Genomic DNA, 20,094 nt, shown 5'->3' with positions numbered 1-20,094 from the left:
CTCAGTAACCTAATCTTGCTAGTCAAATATTATATACATAATGTATCTTAAACCATACACCGTGTCAACTATACATTACACCAAATACCAAAATAAATTTTGACTCCTCCGCCTAAATTTGCAAAAAAAAAAAAAAACAACCGAGAAGCTTCTATTTAGAAGACTCTCGGTTGTTTTTGTGTCGTGGCTTCTTTTAAAACGGGTCATACCCAAGCATCCTTTGCATAGCCCCGTACTTCCCAATATCCAACATGATCATCTTCAATCAATTCAATCCGATTCAACCATTTGACCGACTTGTAAGCATACATTTTCGGAACGATAAGCCGTACAGGCCCGCCAAGATCACTCGGAATGGGCTTGCCGTCGTGCATAACTGCTACCATGACATCATCCAAATCAGCCTGCTCCAGTGTCAACGAATCGGTATACACGCCATCTCCAGAATAAAATTTAACCGTCCGGGCCTTTGCCTTGACACCTGCTTGTTTAAGCAGTGTCTTAAGCGGAATGCCTTCCCATGTATTCTTATATACGGACCAGCCCGTAACACAGTGAAAATCGCTGACCTGCACCAACCGTTTCTGCTCCAGAAACTGCTCCCAGTTCCATTTGAAAGGCTTGTCGACTAGTCCATCTATTGTGAACGACCAATTGTCATTCGTAAAAGAAGGAATTGGCGTCACCGTATAAACCCGAAAATGCCCCTCCGCACCACCGCCGAGGGGAAGTGTAGATGCCGGTAAAGGTACCGGATCAGGGACAAGTACATTAGCATTATCCTCAATCCATTTATCAATCGTTTGACTTCCGCCCATGCTTCCAATAGAGCTGCCCAACCATTTTAGAAAAGAGGGTCCGAGTGTAACCGCAAGCCCCATCCCGACTGCGCCTCGAATAAAGGCCCTTCGCGTATAAACGGGTTGCGGTGCAGCGGGGTGAAGCACCTCAACCGCATGGGTGTTCTTAATCGTCCGACGATTCGGTTCCTTGAGCCATTTCAATCGTGTTATGGAGTGATATATGATGTACGGGAGACCTACCCAAGTTAGTAAATCATGTGTGACTAAAGCGATATTCGATATTCTAGGACCTACTGCTCTGAACTGCCATAACAATACACCTGAGCCAAACCATCCAACCAGTAGTCCCAGCACAACAAGTACATTGAACCGCTGCCAAGGTTTCTTCTTTAGCTGCCTCCAGTGTTTGGCAGCAAGCAATAAATAGTAAAAAACCGGAAGGATGGAAGCTACACCCACAGCAATATGCAGCCATTTAATCCATACTCGCCCTTCCCCCAGGAAACCCCGCCAGAAACCGCTGATTAGGATAAGACCGGTTAAAGCTAAAATTAAGACGATCCATCCGTTCCACGCATGAAGAGATACCAGCTTTTTCCCATAGCCCTTGCGCACTCGCTCCAGGAATCCGCCCATTTAATTCCGCCTCCCTCTTAACCCTCTGTATAAGATGAACTTAAGATATTGCTACATTGGGTTTGGGTCGTAACTACGGTGAATGTTGGACTTCCAGCCGCTGTTGTCTCCGGATTTCTGGATTTTTACCGCTACTAGCGGATGAAATCCGGAGACAAAGGCGGACGCTACCGCTCTTCCAGTTCCAAAATTCCCCTCCGTTACTTCAATCCTTTTTGTCAGTTTATCAAGTTCAATCTATATAGCTTATCCTTCAAGAAGCATTCATATCTCTGAAGTTTTTTTAGCATCAACGGCTTCTCTAAGGGTGAACCAAAAGACACTCCCGTTTTTGCCCGCGGGTTGGATACCGATTTGCCCTCCTGAATGCTCAACCAAAAGCTTTGCAATGGATAAACCAAGTCCAGAACCGCCACCTTCACGGCTCCGCGACTGTTCAGAACGATAGAATCGCTCGAATATCCGCTCTCTTTCTTCAACAGGAACACCCTCTCCCTCATCGCAAACTTCAAATCGGACGAGTTTTCCGTACGGATCTTCTATTTCCTCCGCCGTTAGAGAGAGCAGTCCGTCTTTTGGGGAATACCTTATTGCATTTTCAAGTAGATTTTGTAGTATTCGCTGCAGATGCCTTGGAGCTATTATTATACTCACTCGACGATCTGGAAGCCTCACTATTAACTGCAATGACTTCAGTGCAATTGGCTTTGTAAACCGCGGAAGCAATTCAACAAGTACATCCTCGACAATCGATAGCTTCAGTTCATCAGGTTCCTGCTTTGTTCCATCCAGCGTTGATAATTCGAATAAATCCTGAATTAGATTACCGAGTCTGACGGTCTCTGAACGAATCGTCGCCAGATAATTGCGGAAGGTCTCCTCATCCTGAATAATGTCATCCTGCAAGGCCTCCACATAAGATTGCACCGAAGCGAGTGGGGTGCGTAGATCATGTGCCATGTTGGCGACAAGCTCTCTTTGTGAGGCTTCCGCCGCTTTTACCTGACGAAAGCTTGTCTCCAGGCTGCTTCCCATATGATTGAACTGATCAGCGAGCTGTCTGAACTCTTTAAATCCCGTATGTTCAATTCGAGCTTCCAAATCGCCCGCCGCTATCCGTCCAGCTCCTTCTCCCACCCTTCGCACCGAGGCTTCTATAGGACGTAGGAGTAAAAAATGAAGTAGCGCCGATACAATTGCCGCTCCAACAGTCGCAGAGGTCAGCCAAATAAATTGATCCATAGAAAGTAGCATGTAACGATAGAAAGCCACCAGCAAAATAATAATAAATGCAATACTTATCATGTTAGCGAGCAAAAGATAGGTTCGAAGCTTCATTCGCTCACACCCTTGCCTTCCAGCTTATAACCAATTCCCCAAACGGTCTTAATCCAGGACGGATCGGACGGGTTCTCTTCAATTTTCTCACGCAGGCGTCGCATATGTACCGTAACGGTTGTGGTATCACCGTCGTAAGCAACATCCCATATTTGATTCAACAGTTGACTTCGCGAGAACACTTTACCCGGATATATGGCTAATAGATGCAGCAGATCAAATTCCGTGGCCGTCAGTTCCGCCGCCTCCCCCCTTACGGTTACCCGCCTTTCCAGAGGATATATCGACAATCCTTCAAAAAAAATAGGGGGCTTATCGGTCTCCTCATCATTAGGAAATAGGTGCTGATCTTTTGCCGCTGTAGTTGCATGAACGCCCGTTCTTCTCAAAATATTCTTGATACGCAGCACGAGTTCTCTTGGACTGAATGGCTTTGTGATATAATCATCAGCACCCATTGTAAGACCTACTAATCGGTCAGCTTCCTCTCCCCGAGCCGTTAGCATAATGATTGGAGTCTCTTCGACTTGTCTAATTTGATCACATACTTCAATCCCGCCAAGCTTCGGCATCATCAAGTCGAGAATGAGCATATCCGGACGATGCTCACTCCACAAACGCAGCGCTTCCTCACCATCTGCCGCCACCCAAACCGACCATCCCTCGCGCTCCAGATATCGGCGGCATACATCCGTAATATTCCGTTCATCATCGGCTACAATTATTTTGGCGCTCATGACGGGTTCCTCCTGTTTTGGCCTGCTGGCATTCTATTAGTATATTATAGCTTTATTGCCTAGCAGATTCGACAAAACAGTCTCCCCAACTATTTTTTTGTCTCCATTGTATCGTCCTTCATATCCGTATTGCCCATTGTATCGTCCTTCATATCCGCATTTCCCATTTCAGATTGGGTGTTCGATTGATTCATGTTTTCTTTGTTCATGTCTTTTTCATTGGCATTACAAGCGTTAAGTACCAGCGCAACCCCTAAGAATAGTACAGCTAAGATTCCTTTTTTCACGAAAATCTCCTCCTTGAAATTTATGTTTTCTTTACTTGCAACCATCTTAACGAACAAAGCTAACCATACAAGAACGAACTTCTTGCGAAAGCATTAGAATAACATTACAAAAGTATTACGATTTCAGCAGACTAAGGTAAATCAGACTGTTTGCAACCTTCTCACCGCCAGGGTCGTCTGATTACACATAACTACTAAAGGCGGTGCACATCTATGTTCAACAAAAAAATAGCCTTAACAGGCTTAATGGCTATCCTACTCTCCTCAAGCATGAGCGTTCCGCAATCGAAAGCGGCAAGTGCGTTAGATCACGTACAGTTTCAAATGAACAAGAAATCTTACACGAACAGTACAGGAAATCATCCTCTAATCGTTGCTCCTTTTACTGTCAATGGCCATTCCATGGTTCCCTTGCGGGCTTTGGCACAATCCCTGGGAACAGCAATAAGCTGGAATCCCAATACTCATACGGTTACATTATCAGGACAACCCTTCGGCCAAATCACTTTGAAAGCTAACACGAAATTCTCTGTGGATGCGAAAGGCGAACAAACGAAGCTGCCCGAATCTATTAAGCTGGTGAATGGCAGTCTTATCGTGCCCGCGAAGAGCCTTGCAGAACTTATGGGCGCCCAAGTGAAATGGAATCCTTCAACCCAAACGATCACCATTACTAAAAACACAACTGTTCGCGACAACCTGAGCATCAGCTATACTTTCAATACAAGCAATGAAGGCTGGAAGGGTGACTTTGCTGACCTGCCAGTGGATTACAACAAGGAAATATACGCACTGAAATATGCCAGAGCGCTCCTGCCCATCGGTGGCAATAATACAACTAATTATGGTCTTAAGCTCGTAGGAGCTAATCGAAGTGATGACCTGTTCATGTTCCTTACCCAAAAAGTTGAAAATCTTACTCCCAATACAACCTATCAAGTTAAACTCGATATAGGGATGTACACCAAAGAATCCGGTGGCATGTCGGGCATCGGCGGCTCCCCTAGTGAATCCGTTTATGTAAAGGCTGCTGTCCTCAATAAAGAGCCGAAAGCCGTCCAAAAAGATGATGGAAGCGGATTGTACTACCGCATGAATATAGATAAAGGCGATCAGTCCAATGAAGGCGTTGACGCGAAGATATTGGGGAACATTACGAAGCCTAATTCAGACAGAGAAGGCTTTCAACGTGTTAATTTCAGTTACAATACAACTGTGAAAACAAACTCTAAAGGTGAATTATTCGTGATGATCGGCACCGATTCTGGTTACGAGGGGCTTACGACGTTATACTATGACGATATCAAGCTGTCTGCTGTGAAGAAATAATTACCTCATATGAACATGCAAAAAGGAGCCCGAGGGCTCCTTTTCTATACGTTCTGCTCACTTATTCCCGACTCCGGGTCAAAGGTAAGCATCTTTGTCGCTATTTTATCTATGAAGAATCGATCATGACTTACTGTAATAACAGCCCCGGGAAAATGAATCAGCGCCTGCTCCATAACCTGTATACTCGTCAAATCCAAGTGATTGGTGGGCTCATCCAGAATAATGACTGCTGCTCCTGAAAGTAAGCATTTAGCTAGAGCTACTCTGGCCTGTTGTCCGCCGGATAGATTGCCGATGAACTTTCCGAGATCCATTTCCGAGAATTGAAGCATGGATAAGAATTTATTCACTTTTTTTCGCGTCGCATTGAGACCCAGCCCAGAGATGTTAACGGCATGGCTAACCGTATCCTTCAGATCCAGCTCATCCCACATTCTATTGAAATAAGCATAGCTGACGCCTCTCTCCCAGATGACCTCTCCGGTTTCCGGTTGGTCTTGGCCGGTAAGCACCTTAATAAGAGTGGATTTCCCGCTCCCGTTCGGCCCCACGATCACCAATCGATCCTCTTTTTGGATGTCGAAGCTTATATTCTCAAAAATGGTCCGTCCGTCATACGTCTGGCCGATTCCTTTAACTTCACACAGCTTGTCCGGGAAACGCAAATTCTCGTAAATATCAGTAATCAGAACGTTTACCGGATGGGGCTCGACCCTTTTTTTCATATCCGAGAGTTTGCGGGATAGACGATCTTTGGAAGATTTTTTTTGCGTACGGGTATCGATGGCTTCCGACTCCATAATGAGAAGTTCCTCTTCCCATTCGAACTGGCGGTCCAGAACCTTTTTGCGCATCTTCTTTTTGCGGATATAATCCGTATAATTGCCGTCATACTCCTGAAAATGATAGTTCTCGATTTCAATTGTCCGTGTAACAACCCTGTCTATAAATTGCCGGTCATGCGACACTAGAATCATCGCACCGCCGAAGCGGTTCAACCACTGCTCCAACCAGACTAATCCTTCCAAATCCAAAAAGTTAGTCGGCTCATCAAGCAATACGACATCGGGCAGCTCTATTAATATTTTGGCAAGCGCCGCGCGGTTCCTCCAGCCCCCGGAAAGTTCATCAACAGGCTGATTACGGGAGCGGTCATCGAAACCCAGCTTCGTTAGTACCGTATTAATTTCCACTGCAACATTCCAACCATCCAGATGCTCCATTTGATCAAAAAGCTCCGCTTGACGCTCCAAGAGACGATTCATTTCCGACTCATCAGTCACTTGGCCCAGCTTTTCGCCTAAATCCTCCAACTCCTGTTCAATCAGCTTTACCTGTTCGAAGCATAACTCCAACTCCTGCTGAACAGACAAGCTGCCGCTCATCTCCGAGAATTGAGAGAAATAGCTTATTTTAACCTGCGGATCTATCTCTACTTTTCCAGCGGTAGGCTCCTCTTTACCCATGATCAGCTTGAAAACCGTTGATTTACCTGCGCCATTGCGCCCAATAAGACCAATACGTTCCCCTTTACTTACACGAAAATAAATATCGCGGAAAATCAGTGTATCCTCATATTTCTTTGTTACATTTTCCATTCGAATTACGCTCAAGCCTGTTCACTCCTCTATTTCCTAACTCAGCTACTCAAGCGTGATTATATCATATCCACTTAGAATCAGTTTCCAGACAACCTAAGCAATTCACTAACCACCGTTTCAGGTTGGTAGCTGTGAATGTAATGTGAGCTATTAGGTACGATCATTTGCTTTCCTGTTGTGGACCACGAAGGAAGCGCCGCTTCGCTGTCCATCCATGCCTTGTCTTCCCTTAACTTTCCGAAATAATCAGCGGTTAGGACGGTAATGGGAATGTTGAGCGGTTTAGTACCTAATAGAATAGCCTCCGCATTTTTTTGACTTTGGCGCATTTCATCCGTCATGTCTCGGTTCCCGGACTTTAAGAGAAGGGCTGTACGGTTCAACTTTTTCATATCCACAGTCAGCAGTTTCTCACCGTTGCTCTGATCAGTTGCCCATTCTGCAAAACCATTGGTATGATACAAAGCCCGTAGTATCCCTGTTGTTCGAAGCATGCGATAGGCTATCGGAATGAACGTAAGTCCTGGACGGGAGGCGTAATATTCCGGACTTCCACCTTCAATGAATAGAATGGCCTTAACTTCAGTTGGAAAACGCTGCGCGTAACGAATCGTCTCTAATGAGCCGAGTGAATGTCCAACGAGTATATACGGCGTGGTCTGTCCCGAAACCCGAAGCAGTTCATGAATCTCATCCGTAATGGTATCAATATCTCGTTGTCTACCCGTTGTATCGCTGTATCCATAGCCGAACCGGTCATATACTGCAACTTTGACATGAGATTCCAGTCCTTCATACAAAGGTGAAAAATCCGCATATGGATTCGCTGTCCCCCAACCGGATGCGAATACGACGGTAGTGTCCCCTTCACCCTTAGTGTATAAATGCATCTTATGACCTGCCACCTCATACAACTTGCCGACGGGTTCATAGGATTTACCATCCTTTCTAGCACCGTTCCATTGATAAGCTGTTCCAACACTCAATAATACAATAAGAACAGCAAGGATAATCAGCGCTATTCTTCGTAGCCTTCTCCACATGATCTATCGTCCCTCCCGTACCCGCACTAAGTATCGGTCCACACTTAACAATGTACAGGAATAAGATGGATCGTTTGAACAGTCATTGGTAGTGACATGTCCCCGACTTTAGTCTGGTTTTACCTAGAGCATCCAATTCCCTTTACGGAATACGGGTTCTATCGTCCCATCTGCCAGTTCACCATCAATATCCAGCTCTACTGAGCCAATCATGAAATCGACATGTGTTAAGCTGACATTGGCACCACGTTCCAGCAGTTCTTCACTGGTAAGCTTAGTTCCACCCTCAATATTTACGGGATAGGCGCTTCCAAGTGCAAAATGACAGGAGGCATTCTCATCGATTCCGGTATTATAGAACACTCGGTTTAGGTTAGAGATCGGAGAATTATGCGGTACTAAGGCCATTTCACCCAGGTAGGAGGCACCCTCATCCGTTTCCAGCAAGGAAGTCAAATGCTCACGTCCGGACTTGGCATCATAGGCAACCACTTTACCCTCCTTAAAAGTTAAGCTAATGCCGTCCACCAGACGTCCGTTCAGATTCAACGGTAATGTGCTGGAGACTGTACCATTTACTCCGGTGCGATGCGGCATGGTATAGATTTCTTCTGTAGGCATGTTCGCCACAAAATAAACCCCGCTTGCATTCTCACCGCCGCCTCCACGCCACAGATGACCTTCCGGCATTTCGACATGCAGATCCGTTCCCGGTGCACGGTAGTGCAGGCTTTTATAACGTTTCGTGTTCATTCGCTCCTGGCTTTCCTTCAAGTTGTTGATATGCTCACGCCAAGCCGCAACCGGATCTTCACTACCTACCCGATTCATTTGGAACACGGCCTCCCACATAGCTTCTACCCGCTCTTCTTCGGGGAGATCGGCAAATACTTTATGGGCCCATGCTCGTGTAGGTGCTTTGACGAGGGACCAGCTAATTTTATTGTTGCGGGTATAATTCTGGTACTTCTTACGGGCTACTGCCGCAGCTTTAACCGCAGCCGATACTTTAGAGGAATCGATGCCGCGGAACAACTCCGGGTCTGGCACTTTGATATGTAAAACAGCCCCGTTGCCTTCAGCAAATTGCTCCAGCATATCGGCCTGCCATTGTGGGTAGTAATTGAAGGAATCCTCAGGTCCCTTTTCGTAACGGATACGCGTTGTAACCTCGTCTTCCCATTCAACCATTACATATTTAGCCCCAGCTTCGTATGCCTTCCCCACAATGAGACGTGTAAGATCCACCGTTTCCATTGGAGCATGTATCATCAGTACTTGTCCAGGCTGTACATTCACACCAACCTTAACAACCAAATTAGCGTATTTATCTAACATTTGATCAAAATCCTTTATCACATTCTCTTCCTCCATATCTTTTATTAGCCAACCTTCTGTATTTATTTTAACGCAAAATCGGTTGGGTTGCGATTTTCACAAAAAAAACGGCCCCTAAGGGAACCGCTTATATAAACTATATAAGATGAACTTAGATTTTACTACATTGGTTTTGGGTCGTAACTACGGTGAATGTTGGACTTCCAGCCGCTGTTGTCTCCGTATTTCTGGATTTTTACCGCTAGTAGCGGATGATATCCGGAGCCTCCGTTTCTTCAATCCTTTTTGTCAGTTTATCAAGTTCAATCTATATAGAAGACCTCTCCTACTTCTTATCCACTTGCAGCAAAGTAATGGTCTTCAATGTATAGGTATGTGATATTTTATCTTCCGAGATTACATTAAGCTTAGTCAAGCTTGCGATCTTCGCCGAATCTGATTTGGATAGCATTCTCCATACCTCTGGGTCCGACAGGGTTTCATAGAGCTTAAGGTCATCATATTCCTTTCGATTTTGTGTAACCAGCTTGACCTTATAGCTTCCTATTTCCACATCATTTTTCTCCTGCTCATTACAATAAGTCACGATCTCCTGACGTAGTTCCGCTAATTCCTTTTCCATTTCTTTATGTTTCTGCTTGAGCTTATAGTATTGCTGCACCTTCTTCTCCAATCTATTCACGCTCCTTTATTTACATATGTATGCAGCAAAACATGAACTAACCCGCAATTATTCACAGCTTGTTGAAATCCATTTGTTATAAAATAGATAATATGGAATTCTATCAAAAATGGAATAAATGCTATTTCCCTTGAGAGGATGAGATTATGGGAACCCCAAGTACAAGTCTTCAACTACCAAGAAGCAATCCGGAAGCACAAGGTATTTCATCAGAAGCAATAATTAATTTCCTTACAACAATTCACAGCAACAAGTTGGAGCTGCATAGCTTCATGATCCTAAGGCACGGTCACGTTGTGGCAGAAGGCTGGTGGTCTCCTTACAAGTCAACCCTTCCACATATGTTATTTTCGCTTAGCAAAAGCTTTACTTCTACCGCTATTGGTATCGCTGTCTCTGAAAACTTATTGTCTCTCGATGACGCAGTGGTTTCCTTCTTCCCGGAAGAAGCACCAGATGTTATTTCGGACCATTTAGCTACATTGAGTGTGCGGCATTTATTAATGATGGGAACCGGTCACGTCGTAGATACAATGGGGGCTATCCGGAAAAGCGAAGATGGGAATTGGGTCAAAGCATTCCTGAGTGAGCCTGTAGAGAAGGAACCCGGTACACATTTCCTCTACAACAACGGAGCTACCTACATGTTGTCTGCAATTATTCAGAAGATCACTGGAATCACTCTATTGGAGTATCTGAAGCCGCGGATATTTTCTCCTTTGGGCATTGCAGATCCAACCTGGGAATCCTGTCCTAGGGGTATCAACATTGGAGGGACTGGTCTTAGTATTACAACCGAAGATATCGCCAGATTCGGCCAATTCTACCTGCAAAAAGGAACCTGGGATAAGCAGCGGATTCTGTCTGAAGAGTGGATTCATGAAGCGACTTCCAAGCAAATCACTACTGGGGACAGTGGAGATAGTGATTGGACACAAGGATACGGCTATCAGTTCTGGAAATGCCGCCATGGTGCTTATCGAGCCGATGGAGCATTTGGACAATTTTGTATCGTAATGCCGGAGCAGGATGCAGTTATAGCAATTACAAGCGGAACGAACAATACACAGGGTGTAATGAATGCGATTTGGGATACTTTGCTACCTGCTATGAATTCAGAGCCGATTGCTATAGAAGATCCTTCAGCAGCAGCCCGTCTGACTGAGCAAATAAACCTTCTGGCGATTAACCCGCCACAGCTGCAGGTAGCTTCATCCTATGAAGAAATGATTAGCGGCAAAGTTTATAAACTGGAGGATAATGATCAGAAATTGGATACCTTCTCCCTGACATTCACTGAAAAGGGAGCCGATATCATTCTACAGGATCATCTACTTGATGCACTAGTTATTCACTGCGGAAGAGGGGTATGGGTGGAGAGCTATGCCAGGATGCTTTATGACACTCAGACCGATAATGCGATCATGGCCAGCTTCACCTGGATATCTGAAAATACACTTCAGCTAACTCTGCTGTTTATTGAAGCCCCTTTTTGTATTACCATTGAAGTTAAAGTGGAGGATAATACGATAGTCCTTAAGCAGCAGATCAACATATCCGACCAGAGCGATCCTGAAACGATTATCGGTAGAGCTATATAGCAGAAAGACCGGAAAACCTCTTTTCTGAGAGTTTCCGGTCTTTTTATTTTTACTGCCGCCAAAAAGTTGAACAATCTGCCTTATCCAAAATATTATACTCGATCACTTTCTCAAGCAATGAGAAATCAACCGGTTTATCCCACTGGATACGTATCAACTGCTTGGTGTGATCATAGCCAACTTGCCCAATTTCATCAGAAAAATGAATAATCCCTGCCCTTTCAGGGGCAACAGCCAGATGCAGTTTAGCTATGCTAAAGCCAATAATAAATGTTCCGTGATCGGTAAACATAGGCTGATTCCACGCGATTTTTGGGTTTAAATCTGGAAATTTCTTAGTTACCCAAGCCAAAACTTCTTCCGTTCGGGCCCGATGTTGCGGGTTATCGATCTTCGCTAAGTATTCTGCAAAAACTTCCATGTTGTTCCCTCCTAAAATAAAATTTCAAGAACAATCGGACAATGATCACTACCCATTACATCACAATCTATTTGTGCATTCAGTAATTGGGGTGCAAGCCGTGATGAAGCCAGAAAATAGTCAATCCGCCAGCCCACGTTCCGCTCTCTCACCTTCGGCATGTAAGACCACCAAGTGTAAGCTCCTTCTTTTTCAGGATAAAAGTGTCTGTAGGAATCTATAAACCCGGAGTCTAGCAGCGTGGTCATCTTCCCTCTCTCTTCCAGGGTAAATCCTGAATTCTCGCGGTTAGACTTCGGATTCTTCAGATCAATTTCCTCATGGGCTACATTTAGATCCCCGCATACAATGACAGGTTTAAGCTTGTCCAGTTCCTGAATATAGATGCGGAAGCGGTCCTCCCATTCCATTCGGTCCTCAAGTCTTGAGAGATCCCGTTTGGCATTGGGAGTGTACACATTAATCAAATAGAAATGCTCAAATTCAAGCGTTAGTATACGTCCTTCGGGTTCCTCATTGTCCTCTATTCCGTATCTAACGGAGAGCGGTTTAACTTTGGTAAATACACCCGTTCCCGAGTACCCTTTTTTTAAAGCATAATTCCAATATTGATAATATTCCTCACCCAGCTCCAGCGAAATTTGCCCTTCCTGAAGCTTGGTTTCCTGTACACAGAATAGATCTGCCGCACTTTCCTTAAAATAATCATAAAACCCTTTGGTAACACATGCTCTTAGTCCATTCACATTCCAGGATATCAGCTTCAAGTTTCTCAATCTCCTAACCAGTCAAAATAATTACCTCAAGTGTAACATAAGTTAAGCTGTTTCCATTGCCTAGCCGTGTTACAATAACAAAATTGACAGCAACCTAATTCTAAAGAAACGATGAGGGATCCGAATCATATGAGAGCACCCAGATTACTACGAGGCTTCAACTTTTTATATTTTGCACTGCTGGCGATGTTTATTCCTTTTCTCCCGGTTTATCTGGGTGAACAAGGCTTAAACCCGGCACAAATCGGCTTTATTATCGGAACAGGCGGCTTTGTAACCCTTATTGCCCAACCCTTATGGGGTATGATCAGTGATAAAACCAAGACTATTCGCAAGGTCCTATTGGTTCTCCTATTGGGCTCTGCGGTCTTCGGATACTTACTGTACGATTCAACCAGCTATGTACAACTTATATTATTCGCGATGCTGTTATATTTTTTCCTGATGCCGATCGATCCCCTGACCGAAAGCTTGAACTTCCGCGTTGCCGAGGCTTCTGGGATCAGTTATGGTTCCATTCGAACGTATGGAGCACTTGGATACGGAGTAACGGCTCTGTTGACCGGATATGTGATGACTTATTATGGTGCACACAGTCTGGCTCTTCTTTTTACCGGAATATCTGTAATTAGCTTCATCGTAAGCTGGATCATGCCGGATGCGCCTGTCACTGGGAATCCCGTTACTTTGAGTAGTCTCAAAATTTTTCTGAGCAATAAGGAGACCTTGTTATTCCTAGTGCTCGTATTTATCAGCTCTGTCCCAGCAAGGATGAATGATACTTTCCTCGGAGTATATATCCGTGAGCTAGGAGGAAGTTCAGAACTGGTGGGGCAGGCTTGGTTCCTAGCGGCAGGCAGCGAAATTATCGTATTTGCCTTAAGCTTCTGGTGGCTGCGCAAAGGAAAAGAACTGATTATTATTTCATTCTCCGGCGCCTTTTATTTCATTCGTTTCTTTCTCTCAGCCTGGATTACAGATCCGCATTTGCTGGTCTATCTGCAAATTCTACAATTGCTCACTTTCCCGGTCTTCTACTCTGCCGCCATACAATACCTTTACCGGATAGTACCCGAGGAATGGCGGGCTACGGGACAAACGGTGCTGGCATTACTATTCTTCGGGGTATCGGGCATTCTAGCCTCCTACGCCGGGGGTGCTCTATATGAAGCCTTTGGCGGCAAGATCCTATACTTGTCCGTCTCCGCCATGTCCTTCCTGGGTATGATGTTCGGATTCATTCTACATCGTATTTATGGAAGAAATAATTCTAAGTCAGACAGAATCTAATAGAAAAATATTAAAAAGCTTCAGACCCAATCAGTATGATTCGGGTCTTTTTTCTGTGAACAAACTTACTATATTAGTTGAACTTAGAATCTATCTGCTTCGGATCTGGTTCACAACTGCGGTCAGCTTATATACATGAAACTAGCAATTGAGCTTGAGCCAAATTGAAGCAGGTAGATCGGGTGAAGAACTCTATGCGGACTACAGATCCCTTATTGTCTATAAATTGCTCGATAAGTAAGTTATGTGGACACAGGTGCCGTTATTTATGAATACCCGGCCATTTATGGCCGAATTCTTGTAAATAGGGTCTTCTGAGTCCGCATAGATAAGGAATTCAGGTAAATGGAGCAAATAGCGTCCGCTGGGTCCGTATAGCTTGCGCATTCATCTTGAGCAGTTATCCACGCTTGTTCGTACATCCAGAAAAAACACTTTACTATATAAGTTGAACTTAGAGTCTATCTACTTTAGGTTTGGGACGCAACTGCGGTGAATGTTAGTCCTCCAGCCGCTCTATATAGACTTTCTTTCTACTTAAGCCCACCCTATTAAAATGTGCTGAATTCCTGAGACATCCGTTCTAGCATTCATAGATTTACCGCATACAATATCCTATCAAACCGAAAGGAGGTCGTTAACAATGGCTATCTTATTACCGCAACAATTCTTCAATCTGGCAGCAGGCGTAGGTAAATCTTTCTATGAAGATTTAACAGGAGGTACAAATGCTGCAGTCACTGTTCAGAACTTTTCTGCTAACCCAGTAGATCTAGTAATCACACGTGTAAATGCCCCTGTCATCACTTATACTATTCCGGCATTTAACAGCTTAACTCTTCATGTTAACTTACTCTTGGTCGCTGCTCTATTAGCTCCAGTTATTGGCCCTACAGCCGGCACTATTCAAATCGCTACTTCTGATTTCTAATTTCCTTACGAGGCTGTCTCATTTGTAGATTTTTCTACGGATGAGGCAGCCTTTTTTTTGTGATAAAATCTAAATAAAACTCGGAGGATGACTTAATTGTGATAGACAACATCCATGTACTCATTGAGCATCTAGAGGCTCGAAAAGATCTGCACACAGCAAAAGCCATGTCCGCCTATATGCGGGACCAATTCTCTTTTCTCGGAATCAAATCTCCAACGCGTAGAGAAATAGTCAGGGAATTCTTGAAGCATTATCCTGCTAAGAAAGAGTGGCTATCTGTTCTATGGGATCTTCCGGAGCGGGAGTATCAATATACAGCATTAGATATTTTACTAAAAATTAGAAAAACTCTAGAACCCGAAGATCTCCCCCTGATTGAGAGTTTCATCCTCAGCCGATCTTGGTGGGACACTGTTGATCTCTTGGCTTCTAATGCGGCTGGGTACTTATTACATAGAGCACCGGATTTGCAATCAAATTATGGAGAAAAGTGGATCCATTCCGAGAACATGTGGCTGAATCGAACCGCTATTCTTTTTCAGTTGCATTATAAGCAAGACACAGACGAAGCTCTGCTATACCACTATATCCGTGCACATGCAGACTCTTCTGAATTCTTCCTGCAAAAAGCAATAGGCTGGGCGCTGCGTGAATATTCAAAAACGAACCCCGTCTCTGTAAAAGCCTTCATCGAGAAGGAAAACTTAAAGCCGCTCAGTAAACGGGAAGGCCTAAAGTGGATTGGCAAAAGCTAACTTTGTAATGAGTTAGAATTCGAGGACAACTGCGGCAATCTATATCACTGAATAATATAATAAATCAAAAAAGGCAAATCTCAGGAATATAGAGACTTGCCTTTTTACTTGTCGGGAATGCTGCTTTTTGGATAAAAAAGTGCTAATAATAGCTTAACCGCCGATCGCTATTGCAGTGAAAGTAATTGGACCAATCACTCTTGCAGTAGATGCTGGGTTACGGTTTTCCACTATTAATTGATAGTTTTGTGTTCCTAATGGAGCGTGTTCAATCATTTGCAAGGATACAAGAGAATATTCATCGGCCCCATTAAAAGCATCTCCTGCCAATGCGTAGTAGATTTCCGTGCCAGCACGCCAAAGACGTACAATAATTTCTGGTTCTCCTACAATAGAACGATAACCAAATGTTGCTGTCAATTCTACCCTATTTGTGGCCGAAGCAGGGTTTGCAGGGTCAATATATACCGATGTCGTTGCAATGGAAACACCCGCCGGAGTAGTTGGTATCGGGATATTCACTCCGTTTGCAATGGGTGTCACTACACTGGAATTGTAATCAATTATAACTTTAGACATATGTTTCATCTCCTTTTGTGTTGTTACTCTATTCTATGAGACGTTAGAACAGATGCTTGGACATAGGGATTAATGAAGACACACAATTATTGAATGCTAGACCTACGCATTCTGCTCCATCAGCAGCTTTAACTTAGATTCCGTGTTCGAATCACCGGCAGGCGTGTAAATACTGCATCTTAAATCCGAACTGCCTTGAACCTGTAATGAGGTTAGGTGGAACAGCATTTTCCCCGCCTTTGAATGTCTGAATTCAAGCACCACATCCGGGGCAGAGCTAACTTGGCTTTGCTCCCACAGGTCATTAAATGCAGGATGCACTTCTCTCATCTCCGCAATAAAATCGTCGTACCAGCGATCCTCGACATGTTGCCCGTAATAGGCACGAAAAATAGATAGATAACCTCTGACGAATTGCTCCCAGTTCACAGCCAAGCGTTGAAATTCCTTACGTACAAACAATAACCGGATCATGTTGCGTTCCTCTGCAGGCAATTGGGCAAAATCGAGGAAGACATGGGAGGCTGCCTCATTCCAACCTACAATGCCGCAGCGTCGGTCTGAAATTAGAGTTGGACAATATTTAAGCTCTTTTAATATTTTTTGCAATGATGGGCTAATCTCAGAAAATTGCTCTTGTCGAAAAGGTTCGTTCTCAGGCCCGGTTTCCAGTGCCAGCGCGAAGAGATACTTCCGCTCATCCTTAGTAAGTTGTAAGGCTGTAGCGATACAATCAAGAACCGAAGAAGATACTTTAATATCCCGACCCTGCTCCAGCCATGTATACCAGGTACTACTGACCCCCGCGAGCTGGGCTACCTCTTCTCTTCTTAAGCCGGGAGTTCGTCTGCGTGTACCTTCTGGCAGCCCCACGGATACTGGAGAAATAGCGGCACGGCGTGCTTTTAAGAAATTCGATAAGGCTTGAAGTCTTGTCTGATTAGACATGTCGTAATCCTCCGTGACCTTCAGTGTGTTGTGTTGTCTTACTGTAGTATTAATTATACTAGGATAAACTACAACTTGTAATAGGATAAATAAAGTGGAAAAATACAGGTATTAACACCTATTTAGATTGTTTGAGGAGGCTTTTTTATGGAACGGGTAGCTATCACTGGGATGGGCTTAATCTCACCCTTAGGGAATACCGTTGAACAATTCTGGGATCGTCTGCGTAAAGGTGAATCTGGGATTTCTCCCATCACTTCCTTTGATACTTCAGGCTTTAAGACCAAAATTGCCGGTGTCGTTCATGACTTTGATCCTGAAGCCAGATTTGGCCGTAAGGAAGCACGGCGTATGGATCGGTTCAGCCAGTTAGCACTTGCAGCCGCTGAGGATGCATGGAAGGATTCCGGGCTTAAGCTGGACAAAATTGACCGGGAGCGGTTAGGTGTATATGTGGGCTCCGGTGTCGGGGGAATCCAAACCTTAATGGATCAAGGAACCATTCTAAAAGAACGGGGACCAGATAGAGTAAGTCCGACCTTAATTCCGATGATGATCTCCAATATGGCTGCGGCTATGATCAGTATCAAGCTTGGGGCACTGGGGCCGACGATGTCTCCGGTAACAGCTTGCTCTATCGGCAATACCTCAATTGGTGAAGCCTATCGGCTGATTCGTTACGGTGGAGCTGACATCGTAATTGCCGGAGGATCTGAGGCGGCAGTTACTGAAATCTCATTAGCCAGCTTCGGGAATGCAACCTCCTTATCCACCCGAAATGATGAACCGGGTAGAGCAAGCCGTCCTTTTGATGGGAATCGTGATGGCTTTGTAATCGGTGAAGGCGGCGGAATCGTGATATTGGAATCCCTTTCCCATGCGCTGCGTAGAAATGCTCACATTCAAGGGGAAGTGATCGGCTATGGAGCCAGCTCCGATGCTTATCATATGGTCGCAACTCACCCGGAAGGCCTAGGAGCCTACCAAGCCATGAAGCTGGCTGTTCGCGAGGCTGGAATCGAGCCTACGGATGTAGATGTCATTAGCGCACATGCTACAAGCACCGTAGTTGGTGATCACTCTGAGACTAAGGCTATAAAGAGGCTATTCGGGGAAGATGCCTATAAGGTACCCATTACTGCTAATAAATCCATGACGGGACACGCCCTTGGTGCAGCCGGGGGGTTAGAAGCTATAGCATTGGTTAAAAGCCTTCAGGAAGGCATCATCCCACCGACTATTAATCAGGAAGAACCCGATCCCATCTGTGATCTGGATTATGTGCCGAATACTGCACGTAAAGCTGATCTGAACATAGGGATGTCTAATTCCTTTGGATTTGGCGGACACAATGCGGTAATCGTCATTCGAAAGTATGAGGATTAAAATAGGCAGGACAAACCGTTGCCGGGTTTGTCCTGCCTTTATCTTGAAGTCTATTGTCTATTTCTTTTCGCCGGAAACGTGACTTCCCCAGATCGAAATGCCTTCCCTGGAAGTGGCGGTGAATGTCATTACTTGAGTATCAGTTCCTTCATTCCACTCTTTCAGAAACACACCTTTATACGCCGCTCCGTCAATGGTTAACAACACATTATGTTTCTCTGTAAGCTCCCAAGTTCCTGTTACCGCTCCTGATATCGTACCATCTTCATTAAGTTCTATCAGCTCTGACTGGACAATATCAGCTGAGATGTCCTTATTATGGTTGATGTATTTGTATTCACCGATTACATCTTTGCTGCTATATTTGCCAATAGATTCGCCGCCATAGCGGTGTGGGGCAATAACAGGCCATCCGTCCGCGTTCATAAACATCTGGTGCACTCTTACTTCATACGCCTCTCCTTGCTTTGGAAAACGGGTATGAAAAATCAGATAATACTTGCCTGTTTTTTTATCATAGTAAGCCGAATTATGACCTGGTGAGACATAACCCCCTGCAAGCCCGCTACCTACGGGTTCCCCTTCCGTATTCTGGAATTCGAAGTTACCCATTAACTTCACCCCATATGGAGAGTAAGCTGGATCATCAAAAATAACTCCCGCAGTTCCTTGTGCCTTTAACATATTTTGATCTTGAGAATCGGTGAACGGTCCGTCCGGTGTTTTGGAACGGGCCACACGAATATTATAACCGCCGTTCGCGGAGAGACCTCCATAGGAGAGGAATAGATAATAGTAATCGGTTTCAGGACTGTACAACATGTATGGACCTTCAATCCGAGCATGATTAGCACCCAGAAGTTTTTTACCGTAACCTTGGTCGGGTAGTGGGAAGCCTGTCTTTGTATCCAATTCCAGAATAAAGATGCCTCCGGAATAAGAACCATAGACCATCCATAACTTGCCGTCCTTATCAAAGAAAACATCGGGATCTACCACATTGGGCTTCTGGGTGGAATCATAGATTTCACCGTCAGTGCCTGGTCCGGTCATCCCTGACTTTAGAATAACACCTTTATTCTTATAAGGTCCCTCGATATGATCCGACACGGCAATTCCTAGTGCGGATAGCGGAGAATCGCCTTTACAAGCATCATAATACATATAGTATTTGCCGTCTGCCAGCTGTATAACATCCGGTGCCCATAGCGTCTTTGACTTCGCCCAAGTTAAAGTCTCGCTTAATTCTTCAGTAACATTAGGAATCAGCGGATTACTATCGGTTACCCCAGCAGATATTTGTGTCCAAGACATTAAATCCTGTGATTTGGCAGAAGCCAGATGGGAACCGAAGACATAATAGTTATCTTTAACCTTTATTACGGAAGGATCATGAACCGATACATTCTCATACACCGGTGGAGCTGAGTTACTATTGTTCGTGCTGCTGCAGGCTGCTAATAAAGATACGGAAATGAATAAGGTCAATGTTCGTTTTTTCATCACTCTACCCCCTATATGTATACCCTTACATTTTGGTGCGTAAGTCGGAAATAGTCAATGTTTTTATTTAAAGATGTATGATTCTATTTACACTTATATAAACT

General features: G+C 44.5%; 19 protein-coding genes. 6 read left to right on the top strand and 13 right to left on the bottom strand.

The window, feature by feature from the left end; translation table 11 throughout:
* Positions 1-203: 203 nt before the first annotated feature.
* The 4 genes from PWYN_RS18920 to PWYN_RS18905 all read right to left on the bottom strand — a co-directional run bounded on the left by PWYN_RS18920 (position 204) and on the right by PWYN_RS18905 (position 3,801).
* Positions 204-1,439: a molybdopterin-dependent oxidoreductase gene (locus PWYN_RS18920; protein WP_036655188.1), complete on the bottom strand. Its 1,236-nt coding sequence runs from the start codon at positions 1,437-1,439 to the stop codon at positions 204-206.
* 264 nt (positions 1,440-1,703) lie between these two features.
* Positions 1,704-2,777, bottom strand: coding sequence for a sensor histidine kinase (locus tag PWYN_RS18915; RefSeq protein ID WP_036655186.1), 1,074 nt, complete (start codon positions 2,775-2,777; stop codon positions 1,704-1,706).
* Positions 2,774-3,514, bottom strand: coding sequence for a response regulator transcription factor (locus PWYN_RS18910; protein WP_036655184.1), 741 nt, complete (start codon positions 3,512-3,514; stop codon positions 2,774-2,776). Before PWYN_RS18910 ends, PWYN_RS18915 begins: the two co-directional genes overlap by 4 nt.
* An 89-nt stretch (positions 3,515-3,603) precedes the next feature.
* Entirely contained in the window at positions 3,604-3,801 is a 198-nt protein-coding gene (locus tag PWYN_RS18905; RefSeq protein WP_036655182.1) for a hypothetical protein, read from the bottom strand.
* A 213-nt stretch (positions 3,802-4,014) separates the two neighbouring features.
* Between PWYN_RS18905 and PWYN_RS28260 the strand changes: the two genes are divergently transcribed.
* Positions 4,015-5,130: a copper amine oxidase N-terminal domain-containing protein gene (locus tag PWYN_RS28260; protein WP_052088151.1), complete on the top strand. Its 1,116-nt coding sequence runs from the start codon at positions 4,015-4,017 to the stop codon at positions 5,128-5,130.
* Between the two features lie 44 nt (positions 5,131-5,174).
* Here the strand turns inward: PWYN_RS28260 and PWYN_RS18895 are convergent, their stop codons facing one another.
* The 4 genes from PWYN_RS18895 to PWYN_RS18880 form a co-directional block, all read right to left on the bottom strand.
* Positions 5,175-6,746, bottom strand: coding sequence for an ABC-F family ATP-binding cassette domain-containing protein (locus tag PWYN_RS18895; protein WP_036655180.1), 1,572 nt, complete (start codon positions 6,744-6,746; stop codon positions 5,175-5,177).
* A gap of 65 nt (positions 6,747-6,811) precedes the next feature.
* The gene (locus PWYN_RS18890) at positions 6,812-7,777 is read right to left on the bottom strand and encodes an alpha/beta hydrolase (RefSeq protein WP_036655178.1); all 966 of its coding nucleotides are present in this window, start codon (positions 7,775-7,777) and stop codon (positions 6,812-6,814) included.
* A gap of 123 nt (positions 7,778-7,900) precedes the next feature.
* Complete coding sequence (locus PWYN_RS18885; protein ID WP_420805818.1) at positions 7,901-9,115, bottom strand: aminopeptidase; 1,215 nt, start codon at positions 9,113-9,115, stop codon at positions 7,901-7,903.
* 325 nt (positions 9,116-9,440) lie between these two features.
* Entirely contained in the window at positions 9,441-9,788 is a 348-nt protein-coding gene (locus PWYN_RS18880) for a hypothetical protein (RefSeq protein ID WP_036655176.1), read from the bottom strand.
* A 155-nt stretch (positions 9,789-9,943) separates the two neighbouring features.
* Here PWYN_RS18880 and PWYN_RS18875 point away from each other — a divergent pair, with 155 nt between their 5' ends.
* Complete coding sequence (locus tag PWYN_RS18875) at positions 9,944-11,398, top strand: serine hydrolase domain-containing protein (protein WP_036655173.1); 1,455 nt, start codon at positions 9,944-9,946, stop codon at positions 11,396-11,398.
* A gap of 49 nt (positions 11,399-11,447) precedes the next feature.
* Here PWYN_RS18875 and PWYN_RS18870 read toward each other — a convergent pair whose 3' ends face one another.
* Both PWYN_RS18870 and PWYN_RS18865 read right to left on the bottom strand, forming a co-directional pair.
* Complete coding sequence (locus tag PWYN_RS18870) at positions 11,448-11,819, bottom strand: iron chaperone (RefSeq protein WP_036655171.1); 372 nt, start codon at positions 11,817-11,819, stop codon at positions 11,448-11,450.
* An 11-nt stretch (positions 11,820-11,830) separates the two neighbouring features.
* Positions 11,831-12,586 (bottom strand): exodeoxyribonuclease III, encoded by a 756-nt coding sequence (locus PWYN_RS18865; protein ID WP_036655170.1) that lies wholly within the window; start codon positions 12,584-12,586, stop codon positions 11,831-11,833.
* Between the two features lie 138 nt (positions 12,587-12,724).
* Here PWYN_RS18865 and PWYN_RS18860 point away from each other — a divergent pair, with 138 nt between their 5' ends.
* The 3 genes from PWYN_RS18860 (at position 12,725) to PWYN_RS18850 (ending at position 15,574) form a co-directional block, all read left to right on the top strand.
* Positions 12,725-13,885 (top strand): MFS transporter, encoded by a 1,161-nt coding sequence (locus tag PWYN_RS18860; RefSeq protein WP_052088149.1) that lies wholly within the window; start codon positions 12,725-12,727, stop codon positions 13,883-13,885.
* A gap of 643 nt (positions 13,886-14,528) precedes the next feature.
* Positions 14,529-14,816: a hypothetical protein gene (locus PWYN_RS18855; RefSeq protein WP_036655168.1), complete on the top strand. Its 288-nt coding sequence runs from the start codon at positions 14,529-14,531 to the stop codon at positions 14,814-14,816.
* A gap of 98 nt (positions 14,817-14,914) precedes the next feature.
* Positions 14,915-15,574: a DNA alkylation repair protein gene (locus PWYN_RS18850; protein ID WP_240479789.1), complete on the top strand. Its 660-nt coding sequence runs from the start codon at positions 14,915-14,917 to the stop codon at positions 15,572-15,574.
* A 153-nt stretch (positions 15,575-15,727) separates the two neighbouring features.
* On the opposite strand, the gene PWYN_RS18845 is transcribed toward PWYN_RS18850, so the two are convergent.
* On the bottom strand, positions 15,728-16,153 hold the full coding sequence (locus PWYN_RS18845; RefSeq protein WP_036655166.1) for a hypothetical protein: 426 nt from the start codon (positions 16,151-16,153) through the stop codon (positions 15,728-15,730).
* A gap of 102 nt (positions 16,154-16,255) precedes the next feature.
* On the bottom strand, positions 16,256-17,101 hold the full coding sequence (locus tag PWYN_RS18840) for a helix-turn-helix transcriptional regulator (protein ID WP_036655163.1): 846 nt from the start codon (positions 17,099-17,101) through the stop codon (positions 16,256-16,258).
* Between the two features lie 147 nt (positions 17,102-17,248).
* On the opposite strand from PWYN_RS18840, the gene fabF reads away from it, so the two are divergent.
* A complete protein-coding gene (gene fabF / locus PWYN_RS18835; RefSeq protein ID WP_036655162.1) occupies positions 17,249-18,487 on the top strand; it encodes a beta-ketoacyl-ACP synthase II in 1,239 nt (412 codons plus the stop codon).
* 57 nt (positions 18,488-18,544) lie between these two features.
* On the opposite strand, the gene PWYN_RS18830 is transcribed toward fabF, so the two are convergent.
* A complete protein-coding gene (locus PWYN_RS18830) occupies positions 18,545-19,990 on the bottom strand; it encodes an arabinan endo-1,5-alpha-L-arabinosidase AbnB (protein ID WP_036655160.1) in 1,446 nt (481 codons plus the stop codon).
* Positions 19,991-20,094 lie beyond the last annotated feature (104 nt).

It is taken from the genome of Paenibacillus wynnii, assembly GCF_000757885.1.
GTDB classification, from domain to species: Bacteria; Bacillota; Bacilli; order Paenibacillales; family Paenibacillaceae; genus Paenibacillus_AQ; species Paenibacillus_AQ wynnii.
This window is presented reverse-complemented; position numbering and strand designations above follow the sequence as displayed.

Coding starts and splice junctions, on each gene's coding strand:
- PWYN_RS18920 (WP_036655188.1), bottom strand. CDS start 1,439: ATGGGCGGATTCCTGGAGCGAGTGCGCAAGGGCTATGGGAAAAAGCTG.
- PWYN_RS18915 (WP_036655186.1), bottom strand. CDS start 2,777: ATGAAGCTTCGAACCTATCTTTTGCTCGCTAACATGATAAGTATTGCA.
- PWYN_RS18910 (WP_036655184.1), bottom strand. CDS start 3,514: ATGAGCGCCAAAATAATTGTAGCCGATGATGAACGGAATATTACGGAT.
- PWYN_RS28260 (WP_052088151.1), top strand. CDS start 4,015: ATGTTCAACAAAAAAATAGCCTTAACAGGCTTAATGGCTATCCTACTC.
- PWYN_RS18890 (WP_036655178.1), bottom strand. CDS start 7,777: ATGTGGAGAAGGCTACGAAGAATAGCGCTGATTATCCTTGCTGTTCTT.
- PWYN_RS18885 (WP_420805818.1), bottom strand. CDS start 9,115: ATGTTAGATAAATACGCTAATTTGGTTGTTAAGGTTGGTGTGAATGTA.
- PWYN_RS18875 (WP_036655173.1), top strand. CDS start 9,944: ATGGGAACCCCAAGTACAAGTCTTCAACTACCAAGAAGCAATCCGGAA.
- PWYN_RS18870 (WP_036655171.1), bottom strand. CDS start 11,819: ATGGAAGTTTTTGCAGAATACTTAGCGAAGATCGATAACCCGCAACAT.
- PWYN_RS18860 (WP_052088149.1), top strand. CDS start 12,725: ATGAGAGCACCCAGATTACTACGAGGCTTCAACTTTTTATATTTTGCA.
- PWYN_RS18855 (WP_036655168.1), top strand. CDS start 14,529: ATGGCTATCTTATTACCGCAACAATTCTTCAATCTGGCAGCAGGCGTA.
- PWYN_RS18845 (WP_036655166.1), bottom strand. CDS start 16,153: ATGTCTAAAGTTATAATTGATTACAATTCCAGTGTAGTGACACCCATT.
- PWYN_RS18840 (WP_036655163.1), bottom strand. CDS start 17,101: ATGTCTAATCAGACAAGACTTCAAGCCTTATCGAATTTCTTAAAAGCA.
- fabF (WP_036655162.1), top strand. CDS start 17,249: ATGGAACGGGTAGCTATCACTGGGATGGGCTTAATCTCACCCTTAGGG.
- PWYN_RS18830 (WP_036655160.1), bottom strand. CDS start 19,990: ATGAAAAAACGAACATTGACCTTATTCATTTCCGTATCTTTATTAGCA.